This is a genomic window from Paraburkholderia sp. GAS448, assembly GCF_050435685.1.
Taxonomy (GTDB): domain Bacteria; phylum Pseudomonadota; class Gammaproteobacteria; order Burkholderiales; family Burkholderiaceae; genus Paraburkholderia.
This window is the reverse complement of record NZ_JBNDKT010000001.1, coordinates 99,660-123,031: the sequence shown is the minus strand read 5'-3', so window position 1 is coordinate 123,031 and position 23,372 is coordinate 99,660. Positions and strand designations below refer to the sequence as shown.

24 protein-coding genes and 1 tRNA gene are annotated in these 23,372 nt (G+C 62.9%); 17 read left to right on the top strand and 8 right to left on the bottom strand.

The features are described 5' to 3' along the window. Positions 1–28: 28 nt before the first annotated feature. A tRNA-Sec gene (locus tag P3T23_RS00590) sits at positions 29–121 on the top strand. Between the two features lie 79 nt (positions 122–200). Here P3T23_RS00590 and P3T23_RS00585 read toward each other — a convergent pair. Then, positions 201–428: a tyrosine-type recombinase/integrase gene (locus P3T23_RS00585; RefSeq protein ID WP_429314260.1), complete on the bottom strand. Its 228-nt coding sequence runs from the start codon at positions 426–428 to the stop codon at positions 201–203. Between the two features lie 23 nt (positions 429–451). After that, positions 452–1,336: a hypothetical protein gene (locus tag P3T23_RS00580; RefSeq protein WP_429314847.1), complete on the bottom strand. Its 885-nt coding sequence runs from the start codon at positions 1,334–1,336 to the stop codon at positions 452–454. On the opposite strand from P3T23_RS00580, the gene P3T23_RS00575 reads away from it, so the two are divergent. The 11 genes from P3T23_RS00575 (at position 1,335) to P3T23_RS00525 (ending at position 11,457) form a co-directional block, all read left to right on the top strand. Next, positions 1,335–2,381 carry an LLM class flavin-dependent oxidoreductase gene (locus P3T23_RS00575; RefSeq protein WP_429314259.1) on the top strand — a complete coding sequence of 349 codons (1,047 nt, stop codon included), beginning with the start codon at positions 1,335–1,337 and terminating at the stop codon, positions 2,379–2,381. The genes P3T23_RS00580 and P3T23_RS00575 overlap by 2 nt on opposite strands. A 47-nt stretch (positions 2,382–2,428) precedes the next feature. Beyond that, the gene (locus P3T23_RS00570; RefSeq protein ID WP_429314258.1) at positions 2,429–3,901 is read left to right on the top strand and encodes an aldehyde dehydrogenase; all 1,473 of its coding nucleotides are present in this window, start codon (positions 2,429–2,431) and stop codon (positions 3,899–3,901) included. Between the two features lie 10 nt (positions 3,902–3,911). Further along, entirely contained in the window at positions 3,912–4,226 is a 315-nt protein-coding gene (locus P3T23_RS00565; protein ID WP_154563629.1) for an NIPSNAP family protein, read from the top strand. A 78-nt stretch (positions 4,227–4,304) separates the two neighbouring features. Then, positions 4,305–5,348 (top strand): ABC transporter substrate-binding protein, encoded by a 1,044-nt coding sequence (locus tag P3T23_RS00560; protein WP_429314817.1) that lies wholly within the window; start codon positions 4,305–4,307, stop codon positions 5,346–5,348. An 85-nt stretch (positions 5,349–5,433) separates the two neighbouring features. After that, positions 5,434–6,267, top strand: coding sequence for an ABC transporter permease (locus P3T23_RS00555; protein WP_429314816.1), 834 nt, complete (start codon positions 5,434–5,436; stop codon positions 6,265–6,267). Between the two features lies 1 nt (position 6,268). Further along, positions 6,269–7,066 (top strand): ABC transporter permease, encoded by a 798-nt coding sequence (locus P3T23_RS00550; protein WP_429314257.1) that lies wholly within the window; start codon positions 6,269–6,271, stop codon positions 7,064–7,066. After that, positions 7,063–8,145, top strand: a complete 1,083-nt coding sequence (locus P3T23_RS00545; RefSeq protein WP_429314256.1) for an ABC transporter ATP-binding protein — start codon at positions 7,063–7,065, stop codon at positions 8,143–8,145. Before P3T23_RS00550 ends, P3T23_RS00545 begins: the two co-directional genes overlap by 4 nt. 91 nt (positions 8,146–8,236) lie before the next feature. Continuing rightward, the gene (locus P3T23_RS00540; protein ID WP_429314255.1) at positions 8,237–8,929 is read left to right on the top strand and encodes a GntR family transcriptional regulator; all 693 of its coding nucleotides are present in this window, start codon (positions 8,237–8,239) and stop codon (positions 8,927–8,929) included. A 185-nt stretch (positions 8,930–9,114) separates the two neighbouring features. Beyond that, complete coding sequence (locus P3T23_RS00535) at positions 9,115–9,702, top strand: amino acid synthesis family protein (protein ID WP_429314254.1); 588 nt, start codon at positions 9,115–9,117, stop codon at positions 9,700–9,702. Continuing rightward, positions 9,692–10,519 carry an alpha/beta fold hydrolase gene (locus P3T23_RS00530; RefSeq protein WP_429314253.1) on the top strand — a complete coding sequence of 276 codons (828 nt, stop codon included), beginning with the start codon at positions 9,692–9,694 and terminating at the stop codon, positions 10,517–10,519. The genes P3T23_RS00535 and P3T23_RS00530 overlap by 11 nt, the downstream gene beginning before the upstream one ends. Positions 10,520–10,530: 11 nt before the next feature. Then, positions 10,531–11,457 (top strand): flavin reductase, encoded by a 927-nt coding sequence (locus tag P3T23_RS00525; RefSeq protein WP_429314252.1) that lies wholly within the window; start codon positions 10,531–10,533, stop codon positions 11,455–11,457. A 50-nt stretch (positions 11,458–11,507) separates the two neighbouring features. Here P3T23_RS00525 and P3T23_RS00520 read toward each other — a convergent pair whose 3' ends face one another. From P3T23_RS00520 to P3T23_RS00500, 5 genes are read right to left on the bottom strand one after another with little or no spacing between them, the layout of a single operon-like run. Next, a complete protein-coding gene (locus P3T23_RS00520; RefSeq protein WP_429314251.1) occupies positions 11,508–13,181 on the bottom strand; it encodes an electron transfer flavoprotein-ubiquinone oxidoreductase in 1,674 nt (557 codons plus the stop codon). A 9-nt stretch (positions 13,182–13,190) separates the two neighbouring features. Next, the gene (locus P3T23_RS00515) at positions 13,191–13,847 is read right to left on the bottom strand and encodes a HutD/Ves family protein (protein ID WP_429314250.1); all 657 of its coding nucleotides are present in this window, start codon (positions 13,845–13,847) and stop codon (positions 13,191–13,193) included. Further along, positions 13,844–14,785, bottom strand: coding sequence for an electron transfer flavoprotein subunit alpha/FixB family protein (locus P3T23_RS00510; RefSeq protein ID WP_429314249.1), 942 nt, complete (start codon positions 14,783–14,785; stop codon positions 13,844–13,846). The genes P3T23_RS00515 and P3T23_RS00510 overlap by 4 nt, the downstream gene beginning before the upstream one ends. Continuing rightward, on the bottom strand, positions 14,782–15,555 hold the full coding sequence (locus P3T23_RS00505) for an electron transfer flavoprotein subunit beta/FixA family protein (protein WP_429314815.1): 774 nt from the start codon (positions 15,553–15,555) through the stop codon (positions 14,782–14,784). Before P3T23_RS00505 ends, P3T23_RS00510 begins: the two co-directional genes overlap by 4 nt. A gap of 24 nt (positions 15,556–15,579) precedes the next feature. Beyond that, on the bottom strand, positions 15,580–16,767 hold the full coding sequence (locus P3T23_RS00500) for an NAD(P)/FAD-dependent oxidoreductase (RefSeq protein WP_429314248.1): 1,188 nt from the start codon (positions 16,765–16,767) through the stop codon (positions 15,580–15,582). 186 nt (positions 16,768–16,953) lie between these two features. Between P3T23_RS00500 and P3T23_RS00495 the strand changes: the two genes are divergently transcribed. Further along, positions 16,954–17,919, top strand: coding sequence for a LysR family transcriptional regulator (locus P3T23_RS00495; protein ID WP_429314247.1), 966 nt, complete (start codon positions 16,954–16,956; stop codon positions 17,917–17,919). Between the two features lie 248 nt (positions 17,920–18,167). Here the strand turns inward: P3T23_RS00495 and P3T23_RS00490 are convergent, their stop codons facing one another. Next, entirely contained in the window at positions 18,168–18,770 is a 603-nt protein-coding gene (locus tag P3T23_RS00490) for a helix-turn-helix domain-containing protein (protein WP_429255967.1), read from the bottom strand. A gap of 224 nt (positions 18,771–18,994) precedes the next feature. Between P3T23_RS00490 and glnT the strand changes: the two genes are divergently transcribed. Genes glnT through P3T23_RS00470 form a run of 4 tightly spaced genes read left to right on the top strand, consistent with a single transcriptional unit; the run spans position 18,995 to position 23,367 of the window. Next, positions 18,995–20,383 carry a type III glutamate--ammonia ligase gene (gene glnT / locus P3T23_RS00485; RefSeq protein ID WP_429314246.1) on the top strand — a complete coding sequence of 463 codons (1,389 nt, stop codon included), beginning with the start codon at positions 18,995–18,997 and terminating at the stop codon, positions 20,381–20,383. Between the two features lie 11 nt (positions 20,384–20,394). After that, entirely contained in the window at positions 20,395–21,303 is a 909-nt protein-coding gene (locus P3T23_RS00480) for a class II glutamine amidotransferase (RefSeq protein ID WP_200621254.1), read from the top strand. Beyond that, the gene (locus P3T23_RS00475) at positions 21,291–21,980 is read left to right on the top strand and encodes a protein glxC (protein ID WP_429314245.1); all 690 of its coding nucleotides are present in this window, start codon (positions 21,291–21,293) and stop codon (positions 21,978–21,980) included. Before P3T23_RS00480 ends, P3T23_RS00475 begins: the two co-directional genes overlap by 13 nt. A 25-nt stretch (positions 21,981–22,005) precedes the next feature. Then, positions 22,006–23,367: an FMN-binding glutamate synthase family protein gene (locus P3T23_RS00470; protein WP_429314244.1), complete on the top strand. Its 1,362-nt coding sequence runs from the start codon at positions 22,006–22,008 to the stop codon at positions 23,365–23,367. The last annotated feature ends 5 nt before the right edge of the window (positions 23,368–23,372 follow it).

Genomic DNA, 23,372 nt, shown 5'->3' with positions numbered 1-23,372 from the left:
GACTACGTGGCTGAGGTTTCTTCGTTGAGGAAGGCATCCGTATCCGGTGGTGCGGCTGGGCTTCAAACCCAGTTGGGGGCGTCAGACGTTCCCAGGATGGTTCGACTCCATCTGCCTTCCGCCCCAAGGCTTTCCAGCAATCCGGAGTCTGTTTTTGCCCGATTCTTTTTTCCGCAAAATCCAGTCTTTTCCGCAATCCGTCACCGGGTTGGCTTGACCTTTTCACCGCGGCGGTTGCGGACATAGTGTTCGGTCATCGCAACTGACGTGTGCCCGAGCTGCTTCTGCGCCTGACGAATATCGCCCGTGCTGTCGGTCTTGTCCGTGCCGGCTTTCGCTCGCAGATCCCGGAATTGGAAGTCGCCGTCCGGCACACCGGCCGCGCGTCGCGCTTCGCGAAAGCGTCGCTGAAGTGTGTCGAGCGTCATCCTTTGGCCGTTCTCGTTGACGATCAGAGCGGTGCTAACGACCTTGTAACCCGCCCCCTGATGCGCTCAATGACCGCCTTCAGTTCTCCGGTCACTTCGATACGCAGCTTCATGCTGGTCTTTCCCTGCTGGATGTGTAGGAAGTTGTCACGGATATCGCGCTCATCGTGCAGAAGCGTGTCCTGCGGGCGTTGTCCCGTGAGGTATGCGACGTCCATTGCATCGCGAGTCGGCGCGTCCGCTTGCGCGTACACCTTCGCGAACATGTCGTCTTCGACGTATACGTCGCGGCCCGACTCGGAGTACTTTCTGACACCGAGGCACGGATTCGCGGCCTTCGTCAGCCCGATCTCTCTGGCAACCGCGCACGCTCGCGGGCGGACTCGCCCTCGGCTGCATACAATGCCCGACGTGCCATCGGGCAGGCGGAAAGGAGTGCAGGGCATTAGCTGATCCTCCTGAACTCGACCACCCACACCCACCGCCGCCGAACTGCCGCTGCTCAGGCGCGGCGCGGTGCGGTGCTGGTCGGCTTGCTCGAACCATTCAATGCGGACAATGCCGCGCAACTGGCCCCTGCGGACCCCGGACCCCGGACCCTGATCCCCTCGAGACGAAATCGACCCCGCACCCAGCCTGAACGTGACCAGTGCCGCTCGCTGCAGCAGGTTCGGCGAGTACTGTTCTTCGCCGACCACGCCTACACCATCGCTTTGGGGCGCCCCGCTGGCGGTCGTGCGAGATATTATGGTATTCCATAATATTGAAACGCTTGATCTGAACGCTCTGGTGGAATACCGTAATACCAACCGCGGCGTCCCAGCGGTCGACACGGAGCGGCGGCGTCCTTCAATGAGCGCCGGTCGCGGCAGGACCGACTCCCAGCTTTCTGCATACAGGTCGATCATGAAATTCTCGCTGTTTGTTCATATGGAGCGTTACGACTCTGCCACGCCCCACCGGCAACTCTTCGACGAGCTGACCGAGCTCGTTCAGATCGCGGAAAAGGGCGGTTTTGAAACCGCCTGGATCGGCGAGCATCACGCGATGGAATTCACGATCGCGCCCAATCCCTTCATCAACCTTTCGTATCTGGCCGCACGCACCGAGCGGATTCGGCTCGGCACGGGCACGGTGATCGCGCCGTTCTGGCATCCGATTCGCCTGGCGGGCGAGGCTGGCATGGTCGACGTCGCGAGCAACGGGCGGCTCGACCTGGGCATTGCGCGCGGCGCCTACTCGTTCGAATATGAACGTCTGTTGCCCGGACTCGATGCTTTCGGCGCCGGCGCCAGAATGCGTGAACTGGTTCCTGCGTTACGCCAGTTGTTCAAGGGCGATTACGCGCATCAGGGCGAGTTCTGGTCGTGGCCGTCCACCACGCCGGTACCGCGTCCTGTCCAGCAGCCCCATCCGCCGATGTGGCTGGCCGCGCGCGATCCGAACTCGCATGAGTTTGCGGTGCGCAACGGCTGCAATGTGCAGGTGACCTCGCTAGCCGCGGGCGACGGCGAAGTTGTCAGTCTGATGGAACGCTTTAACGCAGCATGCAAGGCGAACCCCGATGTTCCGCGGCCGCAGATCATGATGCTGATGCACACCTTCGTCGGCGCGGATGCCGCCGAAGTCGACACGGCCGTCGAAGACCTGTCGCGCTTCTACTGCTACTTCAGCAAGTGGTTCAAGAACGAGCGTCCGGTGACGCAGGGCTTCATCGAGCCGTTGACCGACGCCGACATCGCGTCGTTCCCGCAATACGCGCCGGAGCAGATTCGCAAGAATCTCGTGATCGGCCAGCCCGGCACCGTGATCGACCGTCTCAAACAGTATGAGGAACTCGGTTTCGATCAATACAGCTTCTGGGTCGACAGCAACATGAGCTTCGAGCGCAAGCGCTGCTCGCTCGAACGCTTCATCTCCGATGTGATGCCCGCCTTCGCCGCGCACGGCTGATTGCCGGTCGTCCTTGAATCGACGTTCTGCACTCAGGAGCAGAAGTTATGTTGAAGTCGTTCCAGCATTACATCGACGGTGAGTTCAGCGAGGGGGCCGACACCTTCGACAGCGTGAATCCCGCGACCGGCGCCGCATGGGCGACGATGCCCGCGGCCAGCGCGGCGGACGTGGACCGCGCGGTGAACGCCGCGGACCGCGCGTTGTTCGCGCCGGAGTGGGCGGGTCTGACGGCTAGCCAGCGCGGCAAGCTGCTGTACAGGCTCGCGGACCTCGTCGCGGCGAATGCGCAGGAGCTCGCGCAACTCGAAACGGCGGACACGGGCAAGATCATTCGCGAGACGCGCAGTCAGATCGGCTACGTCGCCGAGTACTACCGCTATTACGCGGGCGTCGCCGACAAGATCCAGGGCGCCTGCCTGTCCGTCGACAAACCCGATATGGACGTTTTCCTGCGACGCGAGCCGGTGGGTGTGGTCGCCGGTATCGTGCCGTGGAATTCGCAGCTGTTTCTCTCGGCCGTGAAGATCGGACCGGCGCTCGCCGCCGGTTGCACGATCGTGCTGAAGGCGTCTGAGGAAGGCCCCGCGCCGCTGCTCGCATTCGCCAGACTCGTGCATGAGGCGGGCTTTCCGCGGGGCGTCGTCAATATTCTGACCGGTTTCGGCGTGGACTGCGGCCGCGCGCTGACGAGTCACCCGCTCGTGTCGAAAATCGCGTTCACGGGCGGCCCCGACACCGCGCGTCAGATCGTGCGCAACTCCGCCGAGAACCTCGCAGCGACGTCGCTGGAACTGGGCGGCAAATCGCCGGTGCTCGTCTTCGACGACGCCAATGTGGACAGCGTCAGCAACGCGGTGATCGCAGGCATCTTCGCCGCGAGCGGGCAAAGTTGCGTGGCGGGTTCGCGCCTGCTGGTGCAGCGCGGCATCCGTGACCGGCTGCTCGCGCGGCTCGTCGAAAAAGCGCGTGCGATCAGGATCGGCGATCCGCAGGACGTGGATACCGAAATGGGACCACTCGCGACGCGCAAGCAACGCGATCACATCGAAGCCGTGCTCGCTGCCAGTCTTGAAGCGGGCGCCACGCTGCTGACGGGTGGCGGCCGTCCAGAAGGACACGGCGAGGGCTTCTTCTTCGAACCGACCATCGTCGATTGCCCGTCATCCACCGTTCCAAGCGTCGCGCAGGAGCTGTTTGGTCCAGTGCTGAGCGTCATGACCTTCGACACCGAAGCCGAAGCGCTCGCGCTCGCCAACGATACGAAGTACGGCCTTGCGTCGGGCGTGTTCACGCGCGATCTGACGCGCGCGCATCGGCTTACGCGGCAATTGCGTGCAGGCATCGTGTGGGTCAATACCTATCGCGCCGTGTCGCCGATCGTGCCGTTCGGCGGATATGGCTTGAGCGGCCTCGGGCGCGAGGGCGGCCTCGATGCGGTGCTCGACTACACACGTACCAAATCCGTCTGGATCCGCACGTCGGACGACCCGATCGCCGACCCGTTCGTCATGCGCTAAAGAGGCTGACATGTACTACGAAATCCGCACGTACAAGATCAAAACAGGCGCGGTGCCCGCGTATCTGAAGCTGGTCGAGGAAGAGGGCATCGAACTGCAGAAGCGCTATCTGGGTGAACTCGTTGGCTACTTCTTCTCGGAGATCGGGCCGCTGAACCAGATCGTCCACATGTGGGCATATCCGAGTCTCGACGAACGCGAAGCGCGCCGTCAACGGCTCGCGGAAGATCCCGCATGGCAGGCTTTCATTCCGAAGATTCAGGCGCTGATGGAAACGATGGAAAGCAAGATCATGAAGCCCGCCGCGTTTTCGCCGCTGAAGTAAGCACCGCATTCGCAAGCCGTCCTCTCGAAGCCAGCCGTATCCTTTCAAGGAGCAGTCGTCATGAAGCAAGCGCTACGTATGCCCGCGCGGGCGCGCGCAGTGGCCGTCACAGTGGTTACCGCCGTGGCCGCCGCATCGGCCGTGTTGATCCATGCGCCGGTGTCAGCGGCCCCCGCGCCGATCGTATTCGCCAGTTGGGGCGGGACGACGCAGTCGGCTCAGCAGAAGGACTGGACGCAGCCGTTCACGCAGGCATCGGGCATTCAGGTCCTGATGGACGGCCCGACCGATTACGGCAAGCTGAAGGCCATGGTCGACAGCGGCAACGTGCAGTGGGACGTGGTCGACGTCGAAGGCGATTTCGCGTATGCGGCGCTGCGGGACGGCCTCGTCGAACCGATCGACTATTCGGTGGTGAACAAGGCGCAACTGGACCCGCGCTTCATGTCGGCGGGCGCTGTGGGCAGCTTTTACTATTCGTTCGTGCTCGGCTACAACAAGGCGGCGTACAAGAGCGGCGCGCCGGCGAACTACGCGGATCTGTTCGACACGAAGCGCTTTCCCGGCAAGCGCACGTTCTACAAGTGGTCTGCGCCCGGCGTGCTCGAAGTCGCTTTGCTCGCCGACGGCGTCGCGCCCGACAAGCTCTATCCGCTCGATCTCGATCGGGCCTTCAAAAAGCTCGACACGATCAAGAGCCAGATCGTCTGGTGGAGCGGCGGCGCGCAGTCGCAGCAATTGATGGCATCTGGCGAAGCGCCGATCGGCGTGTTCTGGAACGGCCGGCTGCATGCATTGCAGCAGACCGGTGTGGACGTGGGCATATCGTGGAATCAGAACCTGACCGCAGCCGACATGCTGGTCGTGCCGAAGGGCACGAAACATAAAGCCGAGGCCATGAAGTTCCTTGCCAGCGCGACGGGTGCGCAGGCCCAGGCGGATTTCGCGGCGGCAACCGGTTATGCGCCCGTCAATCTGAAATCCGCCGCGCTCCTGCCGCCGGATGTCGCGAAGACCCAGCCGGATCAGTACAAAGCGACGCAGATCAATCTCGACATGAAGTACTGGGCCGATCACCGCGATGAAATCGCGAAGCGCTGGTACGCGTGGCAGTCGAAGTAAAGCGCGGCCGGACGAACCCAGCGAAGGAGTCATCATGTCGAATGCAGTCAGTACGATCGCGGAACCGCCGGTCGTGGCGCCGAAGATGACCGTCGGCCTCAGGAAAATCCGGCTGATCGCGCCGGCGCTGTTGCTGCTGGTCGTGTTCTTCCTGTTGCCGGTGCTCTCGCTGCTGCTGCGCAGCGTGCTGGAGCCGACGCCCGGCATCCAGAACTACGCGCAGCTATTCGGCTCGACCACCTATCTGCGCGTGTTCGGCAATACGTTTTTCGTCGCTTCGGTGGTGACCGTCGTGACGGTTGTGATCGGTTTTCCGACCGCGTGGCTGCTCGCGATCGCGCCGCGCTGGATCGGCAAGCTGGTGTTCGCGATCCTGCTGCTGTCGATGTGGACCAATCTGCTTGCGCGCACTTTCGCATGGATGGTGCTGCTGCAACAGACGGGTCCGATCAACCGTCTGCTGATGTGGCTCGGCGTGATCCATGAGCCGTTCACGCTCGTGAACAACCTCACCGGTGTGACAATCGGCATGACCTACATCATGTTGCCGTTTCTCGTGATGCCGTTGCATGCCACCTTGCGTGCGATCGATCCGACCACGCTGCGCGCCGCCGCAATCTGCGGCGCGACCCGCTGGCAGGCATTCTGGCGGGTGCTGGTGCCGCTCGCGATGCCTGGCATTGCCAGCGGCGCGCTGATGGTGTTCGTGATGGCGCTCGGCTACTTCGTCACACCCGCGCTGTTGGGCGGCCCGGAATACATGATGCTTGCCGAATTGATCGCCCAACTTGTCCAGCAGTTGCTCAACTGGGGGCTGGCGGGGGCGGCCGCGTTCGTGCTGCTGCTCGTCACGTTGTCACTGTACGCGGTGCAGCTTCGCTTCTCGAGCCGCGCCGTGAGCGCCTCAGGAGTTCAGTGACATGCTGCTCGATTTCGATCGTCTTGGCCCGTTGCGCTGGCTGCTGCTGAGCGTCGGCGGCGCAGTGTCGCTGTTCCTGCTGCTGCCGGTGCTGTTCATCGTCGCGCTCTCGTTCGGCAATTCGCAATGGCTGATGTTTCCTCCACCCGGCTGGACGCTGCAGTGGTACGGCATGCTGTTTGCCGATCCGGGCTGGCTCGACTCGCTGCTGACGAGCGTCGAACTGGGGCTCGTCGTGATGGTGCTGTCGGTGGTGCTGGGGCTGCTCGCGTCGCTGGCGCTGACACGCGGCAATTTTCGTGGACGTGCCTCGCTCAAGGCGTTCTTTCTGACGCCGATGGTGCTGCCCGTCGTCGTGCTCGCCGTCGCGCTGTATGGCTTCTTCCTGCGTATCGGCTTGACGGGCACGCTGGTCGGTTTCGTGATCGGCCATCTGATCATCGCGTTGCCGTTTTCGATCATCGCGATCAGCAACTCGCTGGAAAGTTTCGACACGTCGCTCGAGGATGCCGCGCTGATCTGCGGCGCCGGGCCGCTTGAAGTGAAATGGCGCGTCACGCTGCCGGGTATCCGGCTCGGCCTGTTCGCGGCGGCGATCTTCTCGTTTCTTGCGTCGTGGGACGAGGTCGTCGTGTCGATCTTCATGGCCAGCCCGACGCTGCAGACGTTGCCGGTGCGCATCTGGAGCACGCTGCGGCAGGATCTGACACCGGTGATCGCCGCCGCGTCGTCATTGCTCGTCGGTCTGACCGTCGTCCTGATGTTGCTGAGCCTTGTACTGAAGAGAGGTAAATCGTGAGCTCACCGTTTTTGCAGATTCAGCGTCTTCGCAAGACCTACGATCAGGTCGTCGCCATCGATCAGGTGTCGCTCGACATCGAGAAGGGCGAGTTCATGACTTTCCTCGGGCCGTCTGGCTCGGGCAAGAGCACCACGCTGTACATCGTCGCGGGGTTCCAGTCACCGACCGACGGCCGTGTATTGCTCGACGGCAAGCCGCTGCTGTCGGTCGCGCCGAACCGCCGCAACATCGGCATGGTGTTTCAGCGCTACACGCTGTTTCCGCATCTGACGGTCGGCGAGAACGTCGCGTTTCCGTTGCGCGTGCGACGCTGGCCGGAGGCGAAAGTGCGTGCGAAAGTCGATGAAATGCTCAAGCTCGTGCATCTGGCTGATTGCCGTGACCGGATGCCCGGGCAGTTGTCGGGCGGCATGCAACAGCGTGTCGCGATTGCGCGTGCGCTGGCCTACGATCCGCCGGTGCTGCTGATGGACGAGCCGCTGTCCGCGCTCGACAAGAAGCTGCGTGAGGAACTGCAGACCGAACTGCGGCGCATTCATCAGCAAACCGGTGTCACGATCCTGTACGTGACGCATGATCAGGAAGAGGCATTGCGCCTGTCCGACCGGATCGCGGTGTTCAACAAAGGGCGCATCGAGCAGGTCGGCACGGGTGAGGATCTGTACCGAAAGCCGGCGTCGCGCTTCGTGGCAAGCTTCATCGGCAATTCGAACTTCCTGCCGGTCACGCTGGCCGGCGGCCATGCGGACTCGCATGCGGTGTTCCCCAACGGCAGGCCGGTGCCGATCGCGGGCTGGGACCACGCGCTTAACGCGGGCGACGGCGGCGCGCTGATGCTGCGGCCCGAACAGATCCGTATCCGCATGCAGGCGCCGCACGTGGCGAACGATGGCTTGCCGGTCGTCGTGCGTGACATCACGTATCTGGGCGACACGATGCACTATTCGGTGGCGACGCCCTGGCAGCAGGAGATCGCGGTGCGCACAGCGGCGGGCGCCCACGAGGCGGGGCTCGCGGTGGGCGCGCAAGCCTGGCTCGACTGGGACCGCGCCCACGCGCAGGTGTTTCCCGCATGACGCGCGGCATCGCGGTCCGTAGCCGACGACTGTGCGATACTATGGTATTCCAAAAACCAACTGACCCAGAATCTCGCTTGGGAAGCTCGCCATGATCGAACAGATGCGCGTTGACCGTAGTGCACCGACCCTTCGCGAACTCACGCTCGAGAAACTGCGCGAGGCCATTTCGCAGGGCTTTTATCGTCCCGGCGACCGGTTGATCGAGCGAACATTGTGCGATCAGCTTGGCGTGAGCCGCACCGTGGTGCGCGAAGTGCTGCGCCATCTGGAAACGGAAGGGCTGGTGGAGACGGTCGCGCATTCCGGTCCTATCGTCGCGCGGCTCGACCCGGAACAGGTGCAGGAAATCTACGAGATTCGGGCGTTGCTCGAGTCGGAGGCGGCCCGGGCCTGCGCCGAGCTTGCAACGCCCGCGCTCGTGAAGCAGTTGCGCGAAATCCGCAAGGAAATCGAAGACGCTTTCGACAAGTCCGACTTCCGCCGGGTATTGGCTTACACCGAACGCTTTTACGAAGCGATGTTCACGGGCGGCCACAAGCTGATGATGCATCAGGTGGTCAAATCGCTGAACGGCCGCATCAACCAGTTGCGTTCGGTGACGATCTCGTCGCCGGGGCGCGGTGTGGATTCGAATCGCGAAATGAACAAGCTGTTGACCGCGATTGCAAAGAAGGACGGCGCTGCGGCCGCTGCCGCGTCGCTCGAGCATGTGCGGCGCACGGCAGCCATCGCCATGGCCGCGCTCGCCGGGCAGGTCACGGATCAAAGCGAAAGCGCCTGAACACCTCGTTTCGTTCGCCAGAAAAACCGTCGCGCGCGACGGTTTTTTTTCGTCCGTGCATCGAAGGGAGTCTCGTAAACCCGTCATCGGGATGAAAAATCTTGCATACGCTAATATGGAATACCATAATACTTCAGACGCGTCGTGCACTGAGCCAAGGCGCACCTGTCTTCGGAGGAAGTCTGATGAAGCTCGAGATTCGCAAGCTGGTCACCTATGTGGAAGACACGTTCATCGAAGGCGGCAAACCCGCAGCCCGGCCGTTGAAACTGTTCGCGGCTGCGGCGGTGCTGCGCAATCCATGGGCCGGGCGCGGCTTCGTCGAGGACCTGAAGCCGGAGATTCACGCGCTCGGGCCGCAGCTCGGTGAAGTGCTGACGGCCGAGATTCTTCGCATCGCCGGTTCGGGCGAAGCGGTGGAGGGTTATGGCAAGGCGGCGATCGTCGGGACGTCGGGTGAAGTCGAGCACGCATCGGCGCTGATTCATACGCTGCGCTTTGGCAACAAGTTTCGCGAAGCGGTCGGCGCCAAAAGTTATCTGAGCTTCACGAACCTGCGTGGCGGCCCGAACTGCCCGGTCACGATCCCGCTGATGCACAAGGGCGACGAAGGCATGCGCTCGCACTACCTGACCATCCAGTTTTCGATCATCGACGCGCCTGCGCCGGACGAACTCGTGATTGCGCTCGGCGCGTCGATTGGCGGGCGGCCGCACCACCGGATCGGCGACCGCTATCAGGATCTGAAGGAGCTGGGCTCCAATGAAGCGTGAAACCGACATCGCAAATGCGTCGATGAACGGCGTGTTCGACGGCACAGCCTACAGCGTGGCCGGCGAGGGTGATGTCCTCGTGCTGATCCATGGCGTGGGGATGAATCGCTGCGTGTGGGAACCGCAGGTCGCAGCGTTGAGGGCGCACTTTCGCGTCGTCAGCTACGACATGCTGGGACACGGCGCGAGCCGGCTGCCGGCCGCGTCGCCGCAACTGGACGAATACGCGGCGCAGTTGCTGGCGCTGCTGGATCACCTCGGCATCAGGACAGCGCATGTCGTCGGTCATTCAATGGGTTCGCTGATCGCGCTCGAATTCGCGTTGCGTTACCCGTCGCGGGTGACGAGCGTCACCGCGCTCAATGCGGTGTACGACCGCACGCCGTCGCAACGGGCCGCCGTCATGCAGCGCGCGGCGTCGCTGAACGGCGGGCTCGACCAGCCGAGCATCAATGCCACGATCGCCCGCTGGTTCGACGATCCGGTGCCGGGTCATCTGGCGAACGTCGCGGAGCTCGTGCGCTCGTTGCTGGAGAGCGTCGATCTCGAAGGCTATGCGCGCACGTACCGGCTGTTTGCGAGTTCGGACCAGGCGCATCTGGGCCGCTTGCCGCAACTCGCGATACCGGCGCTGTTCATGACCGGCGAATGCGATCCGAATTCGAGTCCGGCGATGTCGGAGTCAATGGCGGCCGCAGCGCCGCTCGGCCGCGCCGAGATTATCGCCAACGAACGGCACATGATGAACGTCACCGCGCCGTCGATTGTGAATCAGCGGCTTCTGCACTTTATTCGCGATGTGAGCCGTCAGTCCTGAGGAGCAGCACCATGACCGATTCTTCTTTTGACGTCATCGAGTTTCGCCGCGCGTTGGGCGCGTTCGTCACCGGCGTGACGGTGGTGACGACGATCCAGCCGGACGGCACGCCGCGCGGTTTTACAGCGAATTCGTTCACGTCGGTGTCGCTCGATCCCGCGTTGATCCTCGTGTGCATCGCCAAGACCGCGTCGAGCCATCCGGTGTTTTCGCAGACGCAGCGTTTTGCGGTCAGTGTGCTTGCGGAAGATCAGCGGCCGGTGTCGGGCGTGTTCGCGTCGAAGAGCGCGGACAAGTTCGCACAGGTCGCGTGGCACGCGCGGCGCACCGGCAGCCCGGTGATGGACGGCGCAGCGGCGAGCTTCGACTGCGAGACGCATCAGGTGGTGGACGCCGGCGATCACATCATCCTGATCGGGCGCGTGGTGGACTTCACGCATTCCAGCGCGACGCCATTAGGGTATTGTCGCGGCGCGTATGTGGATTTCAGTTTGTCGCAGGAAGCGTTGGCGGCGACTGGCCAACGTGCGCAGGTCGGCGCGATTCTCGAACATGCCAGAGGGCTCGTGCTGACCAGGACCGCGAGCGGATTGCAGTTGCCTACCGGCACGCGGCTCGAACCGCTGGCGGACGCTACGAGTTTGCGCGGTGTGCTTGACGGTCTGAAACTGAACGTCAACCTCGATTTTCTGTTCGCAGTGTTCGAGGAGAAGGGCGTCACACACATCTACTATCGCGGGCGCGTGGTCGACGACGCGCCGGCAGTCGCGGACGTTCGCTATGTGCCGCTCGACGCGATACCATGGAACGAGATTCGCGACCCGGCCGTGCAGTCGATGCTGCGCCGCTATGTGAAGGAGCGGACCGAAGATGCGTTTGGCATCTATGTCGGCGATGTCGAAAAAGGCACCGTGCAATCGCTGGTGGCAAATGCGTGAATGCATAAGAAAGGCGGCTTCGAACTCCGAAGCCGCCTTTTTGGCGGCGCTCACATGTTCGCGTAGTTCGGTCCGCCACCGCCTTCCGGCGTGACCCAGACGATGTTCTGCGTCGGGTCCTTGATATCGCAGGTCTTGCAGTGCACGCAGTTCTGCGCGTTGATCACGAGCCGTTCGCTGCCATCGTCGTTCTTCACGAATTCATACACCGCGGCGGGGCAGTAACGCGCTTCCGGTCCGGCGTAAGTCTGCAGGTTCACGTTCACCGGCACCGAAGGATCCTTCAGCGTGAGGTGCGCCGGCTGGTTCTCTTCGTGATTGGTATTCGAAATGAACACCGACGAGAGACGGTCGAACGTCAGCTTTCCATCCGGTTTCGGGTAGGTGATCGGCGTGCATTGCGAAGCGGGTTTGAGCATCTCGTGATCGGAGTGCTGGTGATGCAGCGTCCACGGCACGTTGCCGCCGAACAGCTTCTGTTCGATGCCGACCATCAAGGTGCCGAGGTACAGGCCCTTGCTCATCCACTGCTTGAAGTTGCGCGCGCGATGTAGTTCGGTGTGCAGCCATGAAGTCTTGAACGACTCCGGATACGCCGTGAGTTCGTCGCTCTGATGGCCAGCCTGCACGGCATCGAACGCCGCTTCGGCGGCCAGCATGCCGGTCTTGATCGCCGCGTGACTGCCCTTGATCCGCGATGCGTTGAGGAAGCCCGCATCGTCACCCACCAACGCACCGCCCGGAAACACCAGCTTCGGCAGCGACATCAGGCCACCCGCGGTAATCGCCCGCGCGCCATACGACACACGCTTGCCGCCTGCGAGAAACTCGCGGATCGCCGGATGCGTCTTGTAGCGCTGGAATTCCTCGAACGGCGACAGATACGGATTCGTATAACCGAGACCGACCACAAAGCCCACCACCACCTGGTTGTTGTCCATGTGATAGAGGAACGAGCCGCCGTACGTATCGGTGTTCAGCGGCCAGCCCGCGGTGTGCATCACGAGGCCCGGCTTGTGTTTCGACGGATCGATTTCCCACAGTTCCTTGATGCCGATACCGTAGACCTGCGGATCGACGCCTTCGCGCAGCTTGAATTTATCGTTCAGTTGTCGGCCGAGATGTCCACGCGCGCCTTCGCAGAACAGCGTGTATTTTGCGTGCAGCTCCATGCCCAGCTGGAAGTTTTCGGTAGGCTGGCCGTCCTTGCCGATGCCGAGGTTGCCGGTCGCAACGCCTTTGACCGAGCCATCGTCGTTATACAAAATCTCAGCAGCCGGGAAGCCCGGGAAAATCTCCACACCCAGCGCCTCAGCTTGCTGCCCGAGCCAGCGCGTCACATTCGCGAGGCTGATCACGTAGTTGCCGTGATTCTTGAAGTTATCCGGCAGTGCCCAGGTGGGCACGCTCTTCGAGCCGGTTTCGGTGAGGAAGAGGAATTTGTCTTCGGTCACGTCCACCGTCAGTGGCGCGCCTTTTTCCTTCCAGTCGGGGATCAGTTCAGTGATCGCGCGCGGATCCATCACCGCGCCCGACAGGATATGCGCCCCGATCTCCGAGCCTTTTTCCAGTACGCACACGCCAATCTCGACGCCTTTCCTGGCCGCGAGCTGTTTCAGGCGGATCGCCGCGGACAGGCCAGCCGGGCCGCCGCCGACGATCACGACGTCGTATTCCATCGACTCGCGCGGGTCGTACTGTTCGATCAGTGCGTTGCTTGCCATAGGGTTCTCTTAGCGGTCCGCCAGCGGTTCAATCGCAATCGACAGCAGTTTCGCCCCCGGTCCGAGCGGACTGAGATCCAGCGCTTCGTGCCGTTGTTCGAGCCATATTCCATTCATCGGCGCCAGCGAGACGTTGCGAAGCAGAGAACTGGCGAGCGTCCATTGACCGTCGACTGATAACAGCAACTGACTGGCTGCGGGCGTCACGCGCAACGAATGCGTGTGCATGCTGACGGTCGCGCGGCACGCCTCGCGCCGTGTCATGACATTGAGCACATGAACCGGCTTGACAGCCAACGTGACCCACACATGCAGATCGCCGGAAAACTGCACCGGTTGCCCCGCGCGGGCGATTAACTGGCCATCCTGCGAATGCAGATCGACTGAGCCGTCATCGAGCAGCACCAGCGTTCGATCGAATCCGGGAAACTGCGAAAACCTGGCCGCGCCACTCAGCGTTGCCAGGCTGACGCGCCAATGGACACCCGTGTCATCCTCGGGCCCGCGTGCGATGGTTCGTGTGACGCCGCCGCCGTTCGCCCACGGTTCTTGCGCCAGACTGGCGCAATTGAAAAAGCGTACGGCAGGCTGTGATCCCGTAGCCGGATGCGGCGATGCCTTGCCATTGGCCAATGAGGTTGACGCGTCCGGCAGATGAAGTGTCATCGTCTCGTGCCTCCTGCGCCGACATGCGCTTCGATCTCGCCCACCACCTCGAACAGATCGCCCACGAGCCCGATGTCCGCGACCGAAAAGATCGGCGCGTCCGGATCTTTATTGATTGCGACAATGGTCTTCGAGTCCTTCATCCCGGCCAGATGCTGAATCGCGCCGGAGATGCCGAATGCAAGGTAGACGTCGGGTGCGACCATCTTGCCGGTTTGCCCGACCTGTGCGGTATTCGGCGCATAGCCGGCATCCACCGCGGCCCGCGATGCGCCGAGCGCCGCGCCCATCTTTTCCGCCAGTTCGCCGAGCCGGTCCATACTGTCCTTCGATGCCAGACCGCGCCCGCCCGCGACGACGATCCGCGCGTCAGGCAGCTCGCGGCCGGTTTGTGCCGATGCCTGGCGCTCGACGAGCTTCGTCCGGCTAAAGCCCGCAGCCGGTTCGAGCGTCACGCGTTGTCCGTTGCCGCCGCTGTCGGCCGCCGGCGCGAACGACGACGCCCGAAATGTCACGAACGTCACGGCGCTGGCCGTGTTCACGTTGGCGATGACGCTTCCCGCATAAAGGCTGCGCACGAACGCGCCTTCGCCTTCCGCGGCGATCACATCTGGAATGAATGCACCGCCTACAAGCGCCGCGGCGCGCGGCAGGGCGCTACGGCCGAGCGTCCGATGACTCGCGGCGATCAGCGAATACGGTCCGTGCATCGCGTACAACTGCGCGGCGAGCGTTTCAGGCACAACGTCTTCGCTCGTCGCGCCAGCCATCACGAGAGCGCGCTCGACACCGGCGATTCTTTCGACCGTGGATGCAAGCGCGGCATCCGGCAAGAACACATCGACCGGCAGGCCGCGTTGCATCACCGCAGTGATAACGCGTAGCGTCGCCTCGGCAAGGCGGCCGTTTTCGCTTTCAGCTACGACAAGGCTTCTCATGCGGGGACTCCTGCTTGATCGAATACGCGCCGTTCTGTGAGCGCTGCGATGAGCGCGGCGCTGTCGGCGACCCTGATGCCGGGCTGGCGGACCGGCGGATCGCTGAGCTTGACGATATGGCTCTGGGGCGTCAGATCGATTGCCAGCGTGGCGGCGTCCACGATCGCGAGCGGCTTCTGCTTCGCCTTGACGATGCTCGGCAAGGTCACGCGGCGCGGGTCGGCGAGGCGCAGATCCGCGCTGACGACAGCCGGACCCTCGAGCAGCCACGTCGCCGTGCCGGTGTCGTCGTCGCACCTGACGGACCAGCCTGTGCCATCCGCCGAGAGTGCGCCTGCGTTCAACGCCTGCGGCCAGTCGAGCAGGGCGGCGAGCATGGCGGCGACACCGCCGATGTCGCCGTCTATCGCTTGCTTGCCGCACAGCACGAGGCCGTATTCCCGACTCGCCATGTGAGCGTTCAGCAGACGCGCCACCGCCAGCGAATCGAGCGTGGAAGTCGCCGTTGCGGTGTCGATCAGCACGGCATCGTCCGCGCCCATTGCCAGCGCCGTGCGCAAGACGTCCTGGCTGGTTTGCGTGCCGCACGTGATCACCGTCACCTTCGATGCAGCGCCGGCTTCCTTGAGTTGCAATGCCTTTTCGACCGCGCATTCGTCGAACGGGTTGAGCGACATCTTGAGGCCGGTGGTGTCGATCGAACCGTTCGCCGAGACCCTCACGCGTACGTTGGCATCGACGACGCGCTTGACTGGAACCAGAATGTTGATTGTCATGACGGGAGCATCCTTCGATCAGGAGACCGCGCCCGAGCCGTACTTGCCCACCAGCAGCGCGCCACTGGCGAACCGGTCGAGCGCGTAGGGCGCGAGGGAAACATCGGTGGGCAGGCCGAGCGCATGCTGGGCGAGGATCTTGCCGATGCCCGGCGACAGCTTGAAGCCGTGCCCCGAAAAACCGAAACCGATCACGAGACCCTCGATATCGCCGACCTCGCCCAGCACCGGATTCCAGTCGGGCGTCACGTCGTACACACCGGTCCATGACGAAGCCAGCCCCGCGGCTTCATAAGCCGGGAAGCGTTCGGCCACCTGGGCGCCGACTTCGGCGACATAGTCGAGCGAGATATCGCCCTGTTCCGTTTCCGGCGAATTCAGCGTTTCGCCCACCACACCTTCCGACACCAGCATCTGGCTGCCGCCGTAACTGCGGTAATAGAGCATGCCGGCCGAGCCGAGGTCCTTGAACGCGGGCATCTTGAACGAATACGCGGCGCCGTCGCACTCGAGTGCGAGCACCGTGTGACGCTCCGGCTTGACCGGCAGCGGCACACCGATCCAGCCGGCGAGTTCCGGCGTCCAGATGTTCTGCGTGCTGATCAGGGTGCCGCAGCTGAAGTTGCCCGCGCTGGTTGCGACCCCGGTGATCCGGCGTCCTTCGCGGACGATGCCAGTGACCGTCACGCCTTCCATGATCTTGACACCGCGCCGGCGCGCCGAACGGGCGAAGCCGGTCGCCACCAGATAGGCATCCGCAAAACCCGCCTCCGGCTCATGGCCGATCAGCGCGGCGTCGTCGAAGTTCGCGATCGGCAGGCGCTCGTGCGCCTGCGCCTTGTCGAGTAGTTGCACTTCGATGCCCATATCCTGCTGCGCGGCGAGCGAGGCGCGCAGCGGCTCCAGCTTGTCGCCGTCGGGCGCGCAGATCAGATAGCCGCATTTGACGAGACCACAGGACGCTTCGTCGTCGCCGAGATACTCGGCGAAATTATTGAATGCCCACCACGAAGAGCGCGCGAGTTCCACGTTCTGGCGCACCGAATAGTGCGTGCGCAACAGGCCGGACGACTGTGATGTGGTGCCCGCGCCGATCGTGCCCTGTTCGATAACCAGCACGCTTTGCGCGCCCAGGGCGGCGAGATGATGGGCGACCGAAGCGCCGATGACACCAGCGCCGATCACGATGAAATCGTAGTGGCTCATGTGGACCTCTGTGTGGGCAATGAGGCGAATTCTAGGAAAACGTTGGCCGCGCCAATTTTGTATTAGGCAAACTTATGGCGAGCCAATGCAATTTCTCATCCTGCACACCAACCCTGCGAACCTCGGCACCATGCTGTCGTACCGCACAGGATGACCGGCATGTCACCCACGCGAGCGGAGCATTTCATGAGACGAACCCCGACCCCGATCGATCTGCGCGCGTTGCAGGCTTTTGTGGCTGTCTGCGACAGCGGCTCGATGACGGGCGCGGCGAAGCAGCTCGGCGTGAGCCAGAGCGCCATCAGCCAGTCGATTGCCGCGCTGGAGCGCGATCAGGGCCTGACGCTGTTCGATCGCGAGAGCCGTCCGCCGCGCCCGAATGTAGCGGGGCGCGCGTTGCTGGAGTTGGCGGGGCCGTTGATCGAACACGCGCAGATGGTGAGCGCCCGTATCGGCGATGCCTCGCATACCGGCAAGATGCCGGTGCGCCTCGGTTGCGTCGATTCGTTCGCGGCCACTGTTGGGCCTGAGTTGATTCGTGCGGTGTCGAATTCAGAGCGGCAGATTTCGATGTGGTCCGGTCTCACGCCGGGCCTGAGCAAACAGTTGCACGACCGCGAACTGGATATCGCGATCTGCACGCAGACCACGCTGAACGACGCACGGATCGTCGAAGTGCCGCTGTTTTCCGAGGCGTTCGTGGTGGTGGTTGCGCGTAGCCACTTGAGCGGGCGCCGCAATATAGACTGGCGCACGCTCGCGCTCGAACTGCCACTGATCCGCTATACGGCGCGCTCAGTGATCGGCCAGCAGATCGAGCGTTTCGCGCGACATCTGGGTATCAACAGTCCGCGGCGTTACGAGTTCGATGCGACCGATCCGCTGCTGAGTCTGGTGGCGGCTCGCGCGGGTTTTGCGATTTCGACGCCCTTGTGTCTGTGGCAGGCACGGCACTATCTGGACGATATCGCGGTGATGCCGTTGCCGCCGAGCCGTCTTGGGCGGCGCGATTTCTTTCTGTTGCATCGCCAGGGCGAATGGGATCAATTCGCCGCCGACATCGTCATGCTGACGCGCGGCGTGCTGGACAACGCGATCCAGCCGTCGCTGGCGCGGACGCTGCCCGATTTGCCGGATGATGCATTGCGCTGAATAGCGCCCGTTTGTATAAGCGTTGCTTTTAACGCTGCTTAACCGCACACCTCATTTTTGTGCAAAGTCGCACCAGTCACAACGACGATGTGCACCGCAGTCAGGCTGATGAGCCTTTCAGCGTCGATATCAGGAACAGTGCATGGTGCCCAAAGCGTTTATTGGTGGGAATCTTTGATTCACTCAGATAAACATGGCATAAACGTTGCATTGATAGAGGCGTCGACTGCGACGGCCGCGGCGAGAGATCAGTCAGCGCTCGACTGCGGATACACAAAGATCGACAGGAATTGAATGGGCGTCTTGATCAGACGCTCAGGACCGTGCGGTATCTCACCCTGGAAGGTGAGCGTGTCGCCTGGATTAAGGATGTAGGTTTGCTGACCATGGCGGTATTCGATCACGCCTTTGAGCATGTGGATGAATTCGGTGCCCGGGTGCTCGAACACAGGAAAACGTTCAGCCTCGTCCTCCATCGTGATCAGGAAGGGTTCGAAGAGCTTGCGCGGACCCTGGTCGTAGGCAAGCAGGTGATAGGTGTGACCGCGTTTGGTGCCTTTGCGGACCACCTCCATGCCGGCGCCTTTTTTGACGAGTTGTGCACCGCCTTGCGGCACGTCGAAATTGCGGAACAGCGTGGAGAGCGAAACGCCGAGCGCCTGGGCGATGCGGTTGAGCACCTCGAGGCCCGCGGAGGTCTGCGCGTTCTCGATCTTCGAAAGCATGCCGCGGCTGATGCCGGCCTGCGCGGAGACCTGAGCGATCGTCAGGCCGTGGCGCTGGCGTAGTTCGCGGATGGTGATGCCGAGGTAGCGCTCGAGCGGCGTTTTATTGTCTTCACCGGTTTGCATGTAGGCCTCACGGAAAAGGCAAGCGTAGCAGATTGCAGCGCCGGGTCGCGCGCGAAGAGTTTCACAGCGGGAAGCCTGGTGGCGCACCAATAAAGTTTCTGTTTGATTGAAGACAAGCTTGAAGCGCGCCGAAACCGGCGTTCGGAAGCGTGTTGCATAGCCTGGTCACATGCGTTGCGTGTGGCTTTTCCAAACCACAAAGGATGTTGTTGCAAGGAGTGGCGATGAACCTGAACGATGCGAGCAAGCTGCCGGTCAACGAACTCGGATGCGTGCCCCGCTTCGGCTCGGCGGAAGAGGCGCAAGCTTATCTGACGCAGCAGGGCGTGAAGTACGTGCTGGCGCAGTTTGTCGATATTCACGGCGTGGCCAAGGCGAAATCGGTGCCGGTCAGCCATCTGAAGAGCGTGTTGAAAGCGGGTGCCGGTTTCGCGGGGTTTGCGATCTGGGGCGTAGGTATCGAGCCGAACGGCCCCGACTATATGGCCGTCGGCGATCTGGCGACGCTCACGCCGGTGCCGTGGCAGCCGGGCCTGGCACGGATCGTCTGCGACGGTCATGTGGACGGCGAAGCGTGGCAATACGATTCGCGCGTGACCTTGAAGAAACAGGTCGCACGGATGACCGAGCGCAACTGGACGCTCTTCACGGGCCTCGAACCGGAATTCTCGTTGCTGCGCCGTTCGGCATCGGGCGTGCTGGAGCCATGCGATCCGAGCGATACGCTCGCCAAGCCGTGCTACGACTACAAGGGACTCTCGCGTACGCGCGTCTTCCTGGAAAAGCTCACCGAATCGATGCGCGCGGTCGGGATCGACGTCTATCAGATCGATCACGAAGATGCGAACGGGCAGTTCGAAATCAACTACACGTACACCGATTGCCTGACGTCGTGCGATCACTACGTGTTCTTCAAGATGGCAGCCTCCGAGATCGCCAATGAACTCGGCATGATCTGCTCGTTCATGCCGAAGCCGTTCGCGAACCGTCCCGGCAATGGCATGCACATGCATATGTCGATCGGCGACGGCGAACGCAACCTGTTCGCCGATGCTGCCGACAAGCTCGGCATGGGGCTTTCGTCGCTCGGCTACCAGTTCACGGCCGGCCTGCTCGCGCACGCACCGGCGCTGACCGCGCTGTGCAATCCGACGGTGAACTCGTACAAGCGCCTCGTTGTTGGCCGCTCGCTGACAGGCGCAACGTGGGCGCCGGCCTACATCAGCTACGGCGACAACAACCGTTCGACGATGGTGCGCATGCCCGGCGAGCGCATCGAACTGCGTTTGCCGGATGGTGCGTGCAATCCGTATCTCGCGACGGCGGCCGTGATTGCCGCGGGGCTGGACGGCATCGACCGTGGTCTGTCACCGGGCGAACCGGCTAACGAGAACCTCTACGAGTGGTCGCCCGCGAAACTCTCCGAACACGGCATCGGCGTGCTGCCGCAAAACCTCGAGCAGGCGCTCGATGCGCTCGAAAGCGACCGCATGATCTGCGACGCGCTCGGCCCGGTTGCCGATGAATTCCTCAAGCTCAAACGGATGGAGTGGCTCGAATACATGCGCCACGTCTCGGACTGGGAACTGAAGACCTACCTCGAATTTTTCTAAGGAGAAGCACTATGTGCGGAATTGTAGGCTTGCTGGTCAAGACGCCGGCATTGCGCGAAAGGCTCGGCGAACTGATGGTGCCGATGCTGATCGGCATGACCGAGCGCGGACCGGATTCGGCGGGCCTCGCGGTGTTCGGCAAACAGGTCGATGCGAGTCAGCGCAAGCTGAGCATCTACGCGGGCTTCACCGACGAAGGCGCGGACTTCGCATGGCAACCGCTGCTGGACGCATTGAACGCGGCGATGGACGTGACCGCCCGTGTCGATGCGAAGGGCAATCATGCGGTACTGACGGTGCAAGGCAATGTCGAGCGCGTGAAGACGTGGCTGCGCGAGCGCTATCCGAAGCTGTATCTGCTGTCGAGCGGCCGCTCGATCGATCTGTACAAGGATATTGGCTCGCCGTCGCAAGTCGCCGAGCGTTATGACTTTGCGAACCTGAAAGGCTCGCACCTGGTCGGCCACACACGCATGGCGACGGAATCGGCGGTGACGCCCGACCGCGCGCATCCGTTCACGGCCGGCGACGACTTCTGCCTCGTCCACAACGGTTCGCTGTCGAACGCGCATGGCGTGCGCCGCAAGCTCGAACCGCAAGGCATTCACTTCGATACCGACAACGACACCGAAGCCGCCTGCCGCTTTCTCGAATGGCGGCTGCGCGAAGGCGACACGTTGCCGGTCGCATTGCAGAAGGGTTTCGAAGAACTCGACGGCTTCTACACGTTCCTGATGGGCACCTCGACCGAACTCGCGCTGATTCGCGATCCGTTCGCGTGCAAGCCGGCGGTGGTCGCGGAAAACGACGACTACGTCGCTATCGCTTCCGAGTTCCGCTCGCTCGCGCATCTGCCCGATATCAAAAACGCCAGGGTCTTCGAACCTGCACCTGAGGAGATGTATGTATGGAAAGCCTGACTTTCGACCTGGAGCGCGCGACGGTCCGTGAGCTGAACCAGTTCTTGCACAAACCGGCGAGCGAACTGGAGGGCCAGACGGTGACGGTCGTCGCGCCGAACGGCGCGCATAACCTCGCAGTCGGTGTGGATGCGCCGGTGCGAGTGACGATCGCCGGTCACGCCGGCTATTACGCGGGCGGCATGAACAAACACGCGACGATCGAGATCGACGGCAGCGCGGGCACCGGCGTCGCGGAAAACATGATGAGCGGCAAGGTGCATGTGAGGGGTTTCGCGTCGAACGGCGCGGGCGCTTCGGCGCACGGCGGCCTGCTGGTGATCGACGGCGATGCGGGCCTGCGCTGCGGTATTTCGCTGAAGGGTGGCGACATCGTGGTGGGCGGCTCGGTGGGCAGCTTCTCGGCGTTCATGGCGCAGGCGGGCCGCATGGTGATCTGTGGCGATGCGGGTGATGCGCTCGGCGACTCGCTTTACGAAGCGGTGCTGTACGTGCGCGGCGAAGTGAAATCGCTCGGCGCGGACGCGCAGTACGAGCCGATGACGCAGGCGGATATCGACGCAGTGCGCGCCCTGCTCACCGCCGCCGGCATGGACCACGACCCGGCGTCGTTCAAACGGATCGCCTCCGCTCGCACGCTCTATCACTGGAACGCCGACGCGAACCAGGAATATTGAACACACGCTCTCGAAGAAGGTCCCCATGGAAGCCAAACCCGTTCAATTCGTCCGCTTGCAGCAGGAAGAGTCGCAAGGCTACGACCGCAAGACGATCGACTATATCCACTCCGCCGCGCAGCGCGGCCTCTACGAAATTCGCGGTCTGGGCGCGAAACGCCGTGTGCCGCATTTCGACGATCTGCTGTTTCTCGGCGCCTCGCTGTCGCGCTATCCGCTCGAAGGGTATCGCGAGAAATGCGCGACGCAGACAGTGCTCGGCACGCGCTTCGCCAAAAAGCCGGTGGTGCTCGACATTCCGATCACGATTGCCGGCATGAGCTTCGGCGCGCTGTCCGCGAACGTGAAAGAAGCGCTCGGCCAGGCCGCGACCGCGATGGGCACCTCGACCACCACCGGCGACGGCGGCATGACGCAGGAAGAACGCCGCTCGTCGAAGACGCTGGTCTATCAGTGCCTGCCGTCGCGCTACGGCTTCAACCCGGACGACGTGCGCCGCGCCGATGCGATCGAAATCGTGATCGGGCAGGGCGCGAAACCGGGCGGCGGCGGCATGCTGCTCGGGCAGAAGGTCAATCCGCGTGTCGCCTCGATGCGCACGTTGCCGGCCGGCGTCGATCAGCGTTCGGCGAGCCGTCACCCGGACTGGACCGGCCCGGACGATCTGGCGATCAAGATTCAGGAACTGCGCGAAATCACCGACTGGGAAAAACCGGTCTACGTGAAGGTCGGCGCAACCCGCACGTTCAACGACGTCAAGCTCGCGGTGCATGCGGGCGCGGACGTGGTGGTGATCGACGGGATGCAGGGCGGCACGGCGGCGACGCAGACCTGCTTCATCGAGAACGTCGGCATTCCGACGCTGGCCGCGGTTCGCCAGGCTGTGGACGCGCTCGAAGACCTGAATATGAAAGGCCAGGTGCAACTGATCGTCTCGGGCGGCATCCGCACCGGTGCTGACGTGGCGAAGGCATTGGCGCTCGGCGCGGACGCGGTGGCGATCGGGCAGGGCATGCTGATGGCGCTCGGCTGCAACAGCGATACGTACTTTCAGGACGGCGCGCTGCATTCGGCGGCGGCGGACTACGCGGCGCTGAACACGTCGCCGGGTTTCTGCCATCACTGCCACACGGGCAAGTGCCCGGTCGGCGTGACCACGCAGGACGCGGTGCTCGAACAGCGCGTGCAGCCCGATGAGGGTTCACGCCGCGTGCGCAACTACCTGAAGACGCTGAACATGGAACTGACGACGATCGCGCGAGCGTGCGGCAAGCAGAACGTCCATCACCTCGAACCGGAGGATCTGGTCGCGCTGACGGTCGAGGCCGCGGCAATGGCGCGCATTCCGCTCGCGGGTACTTCGTGGATTCCCGGATGGACCAAATGAATTGA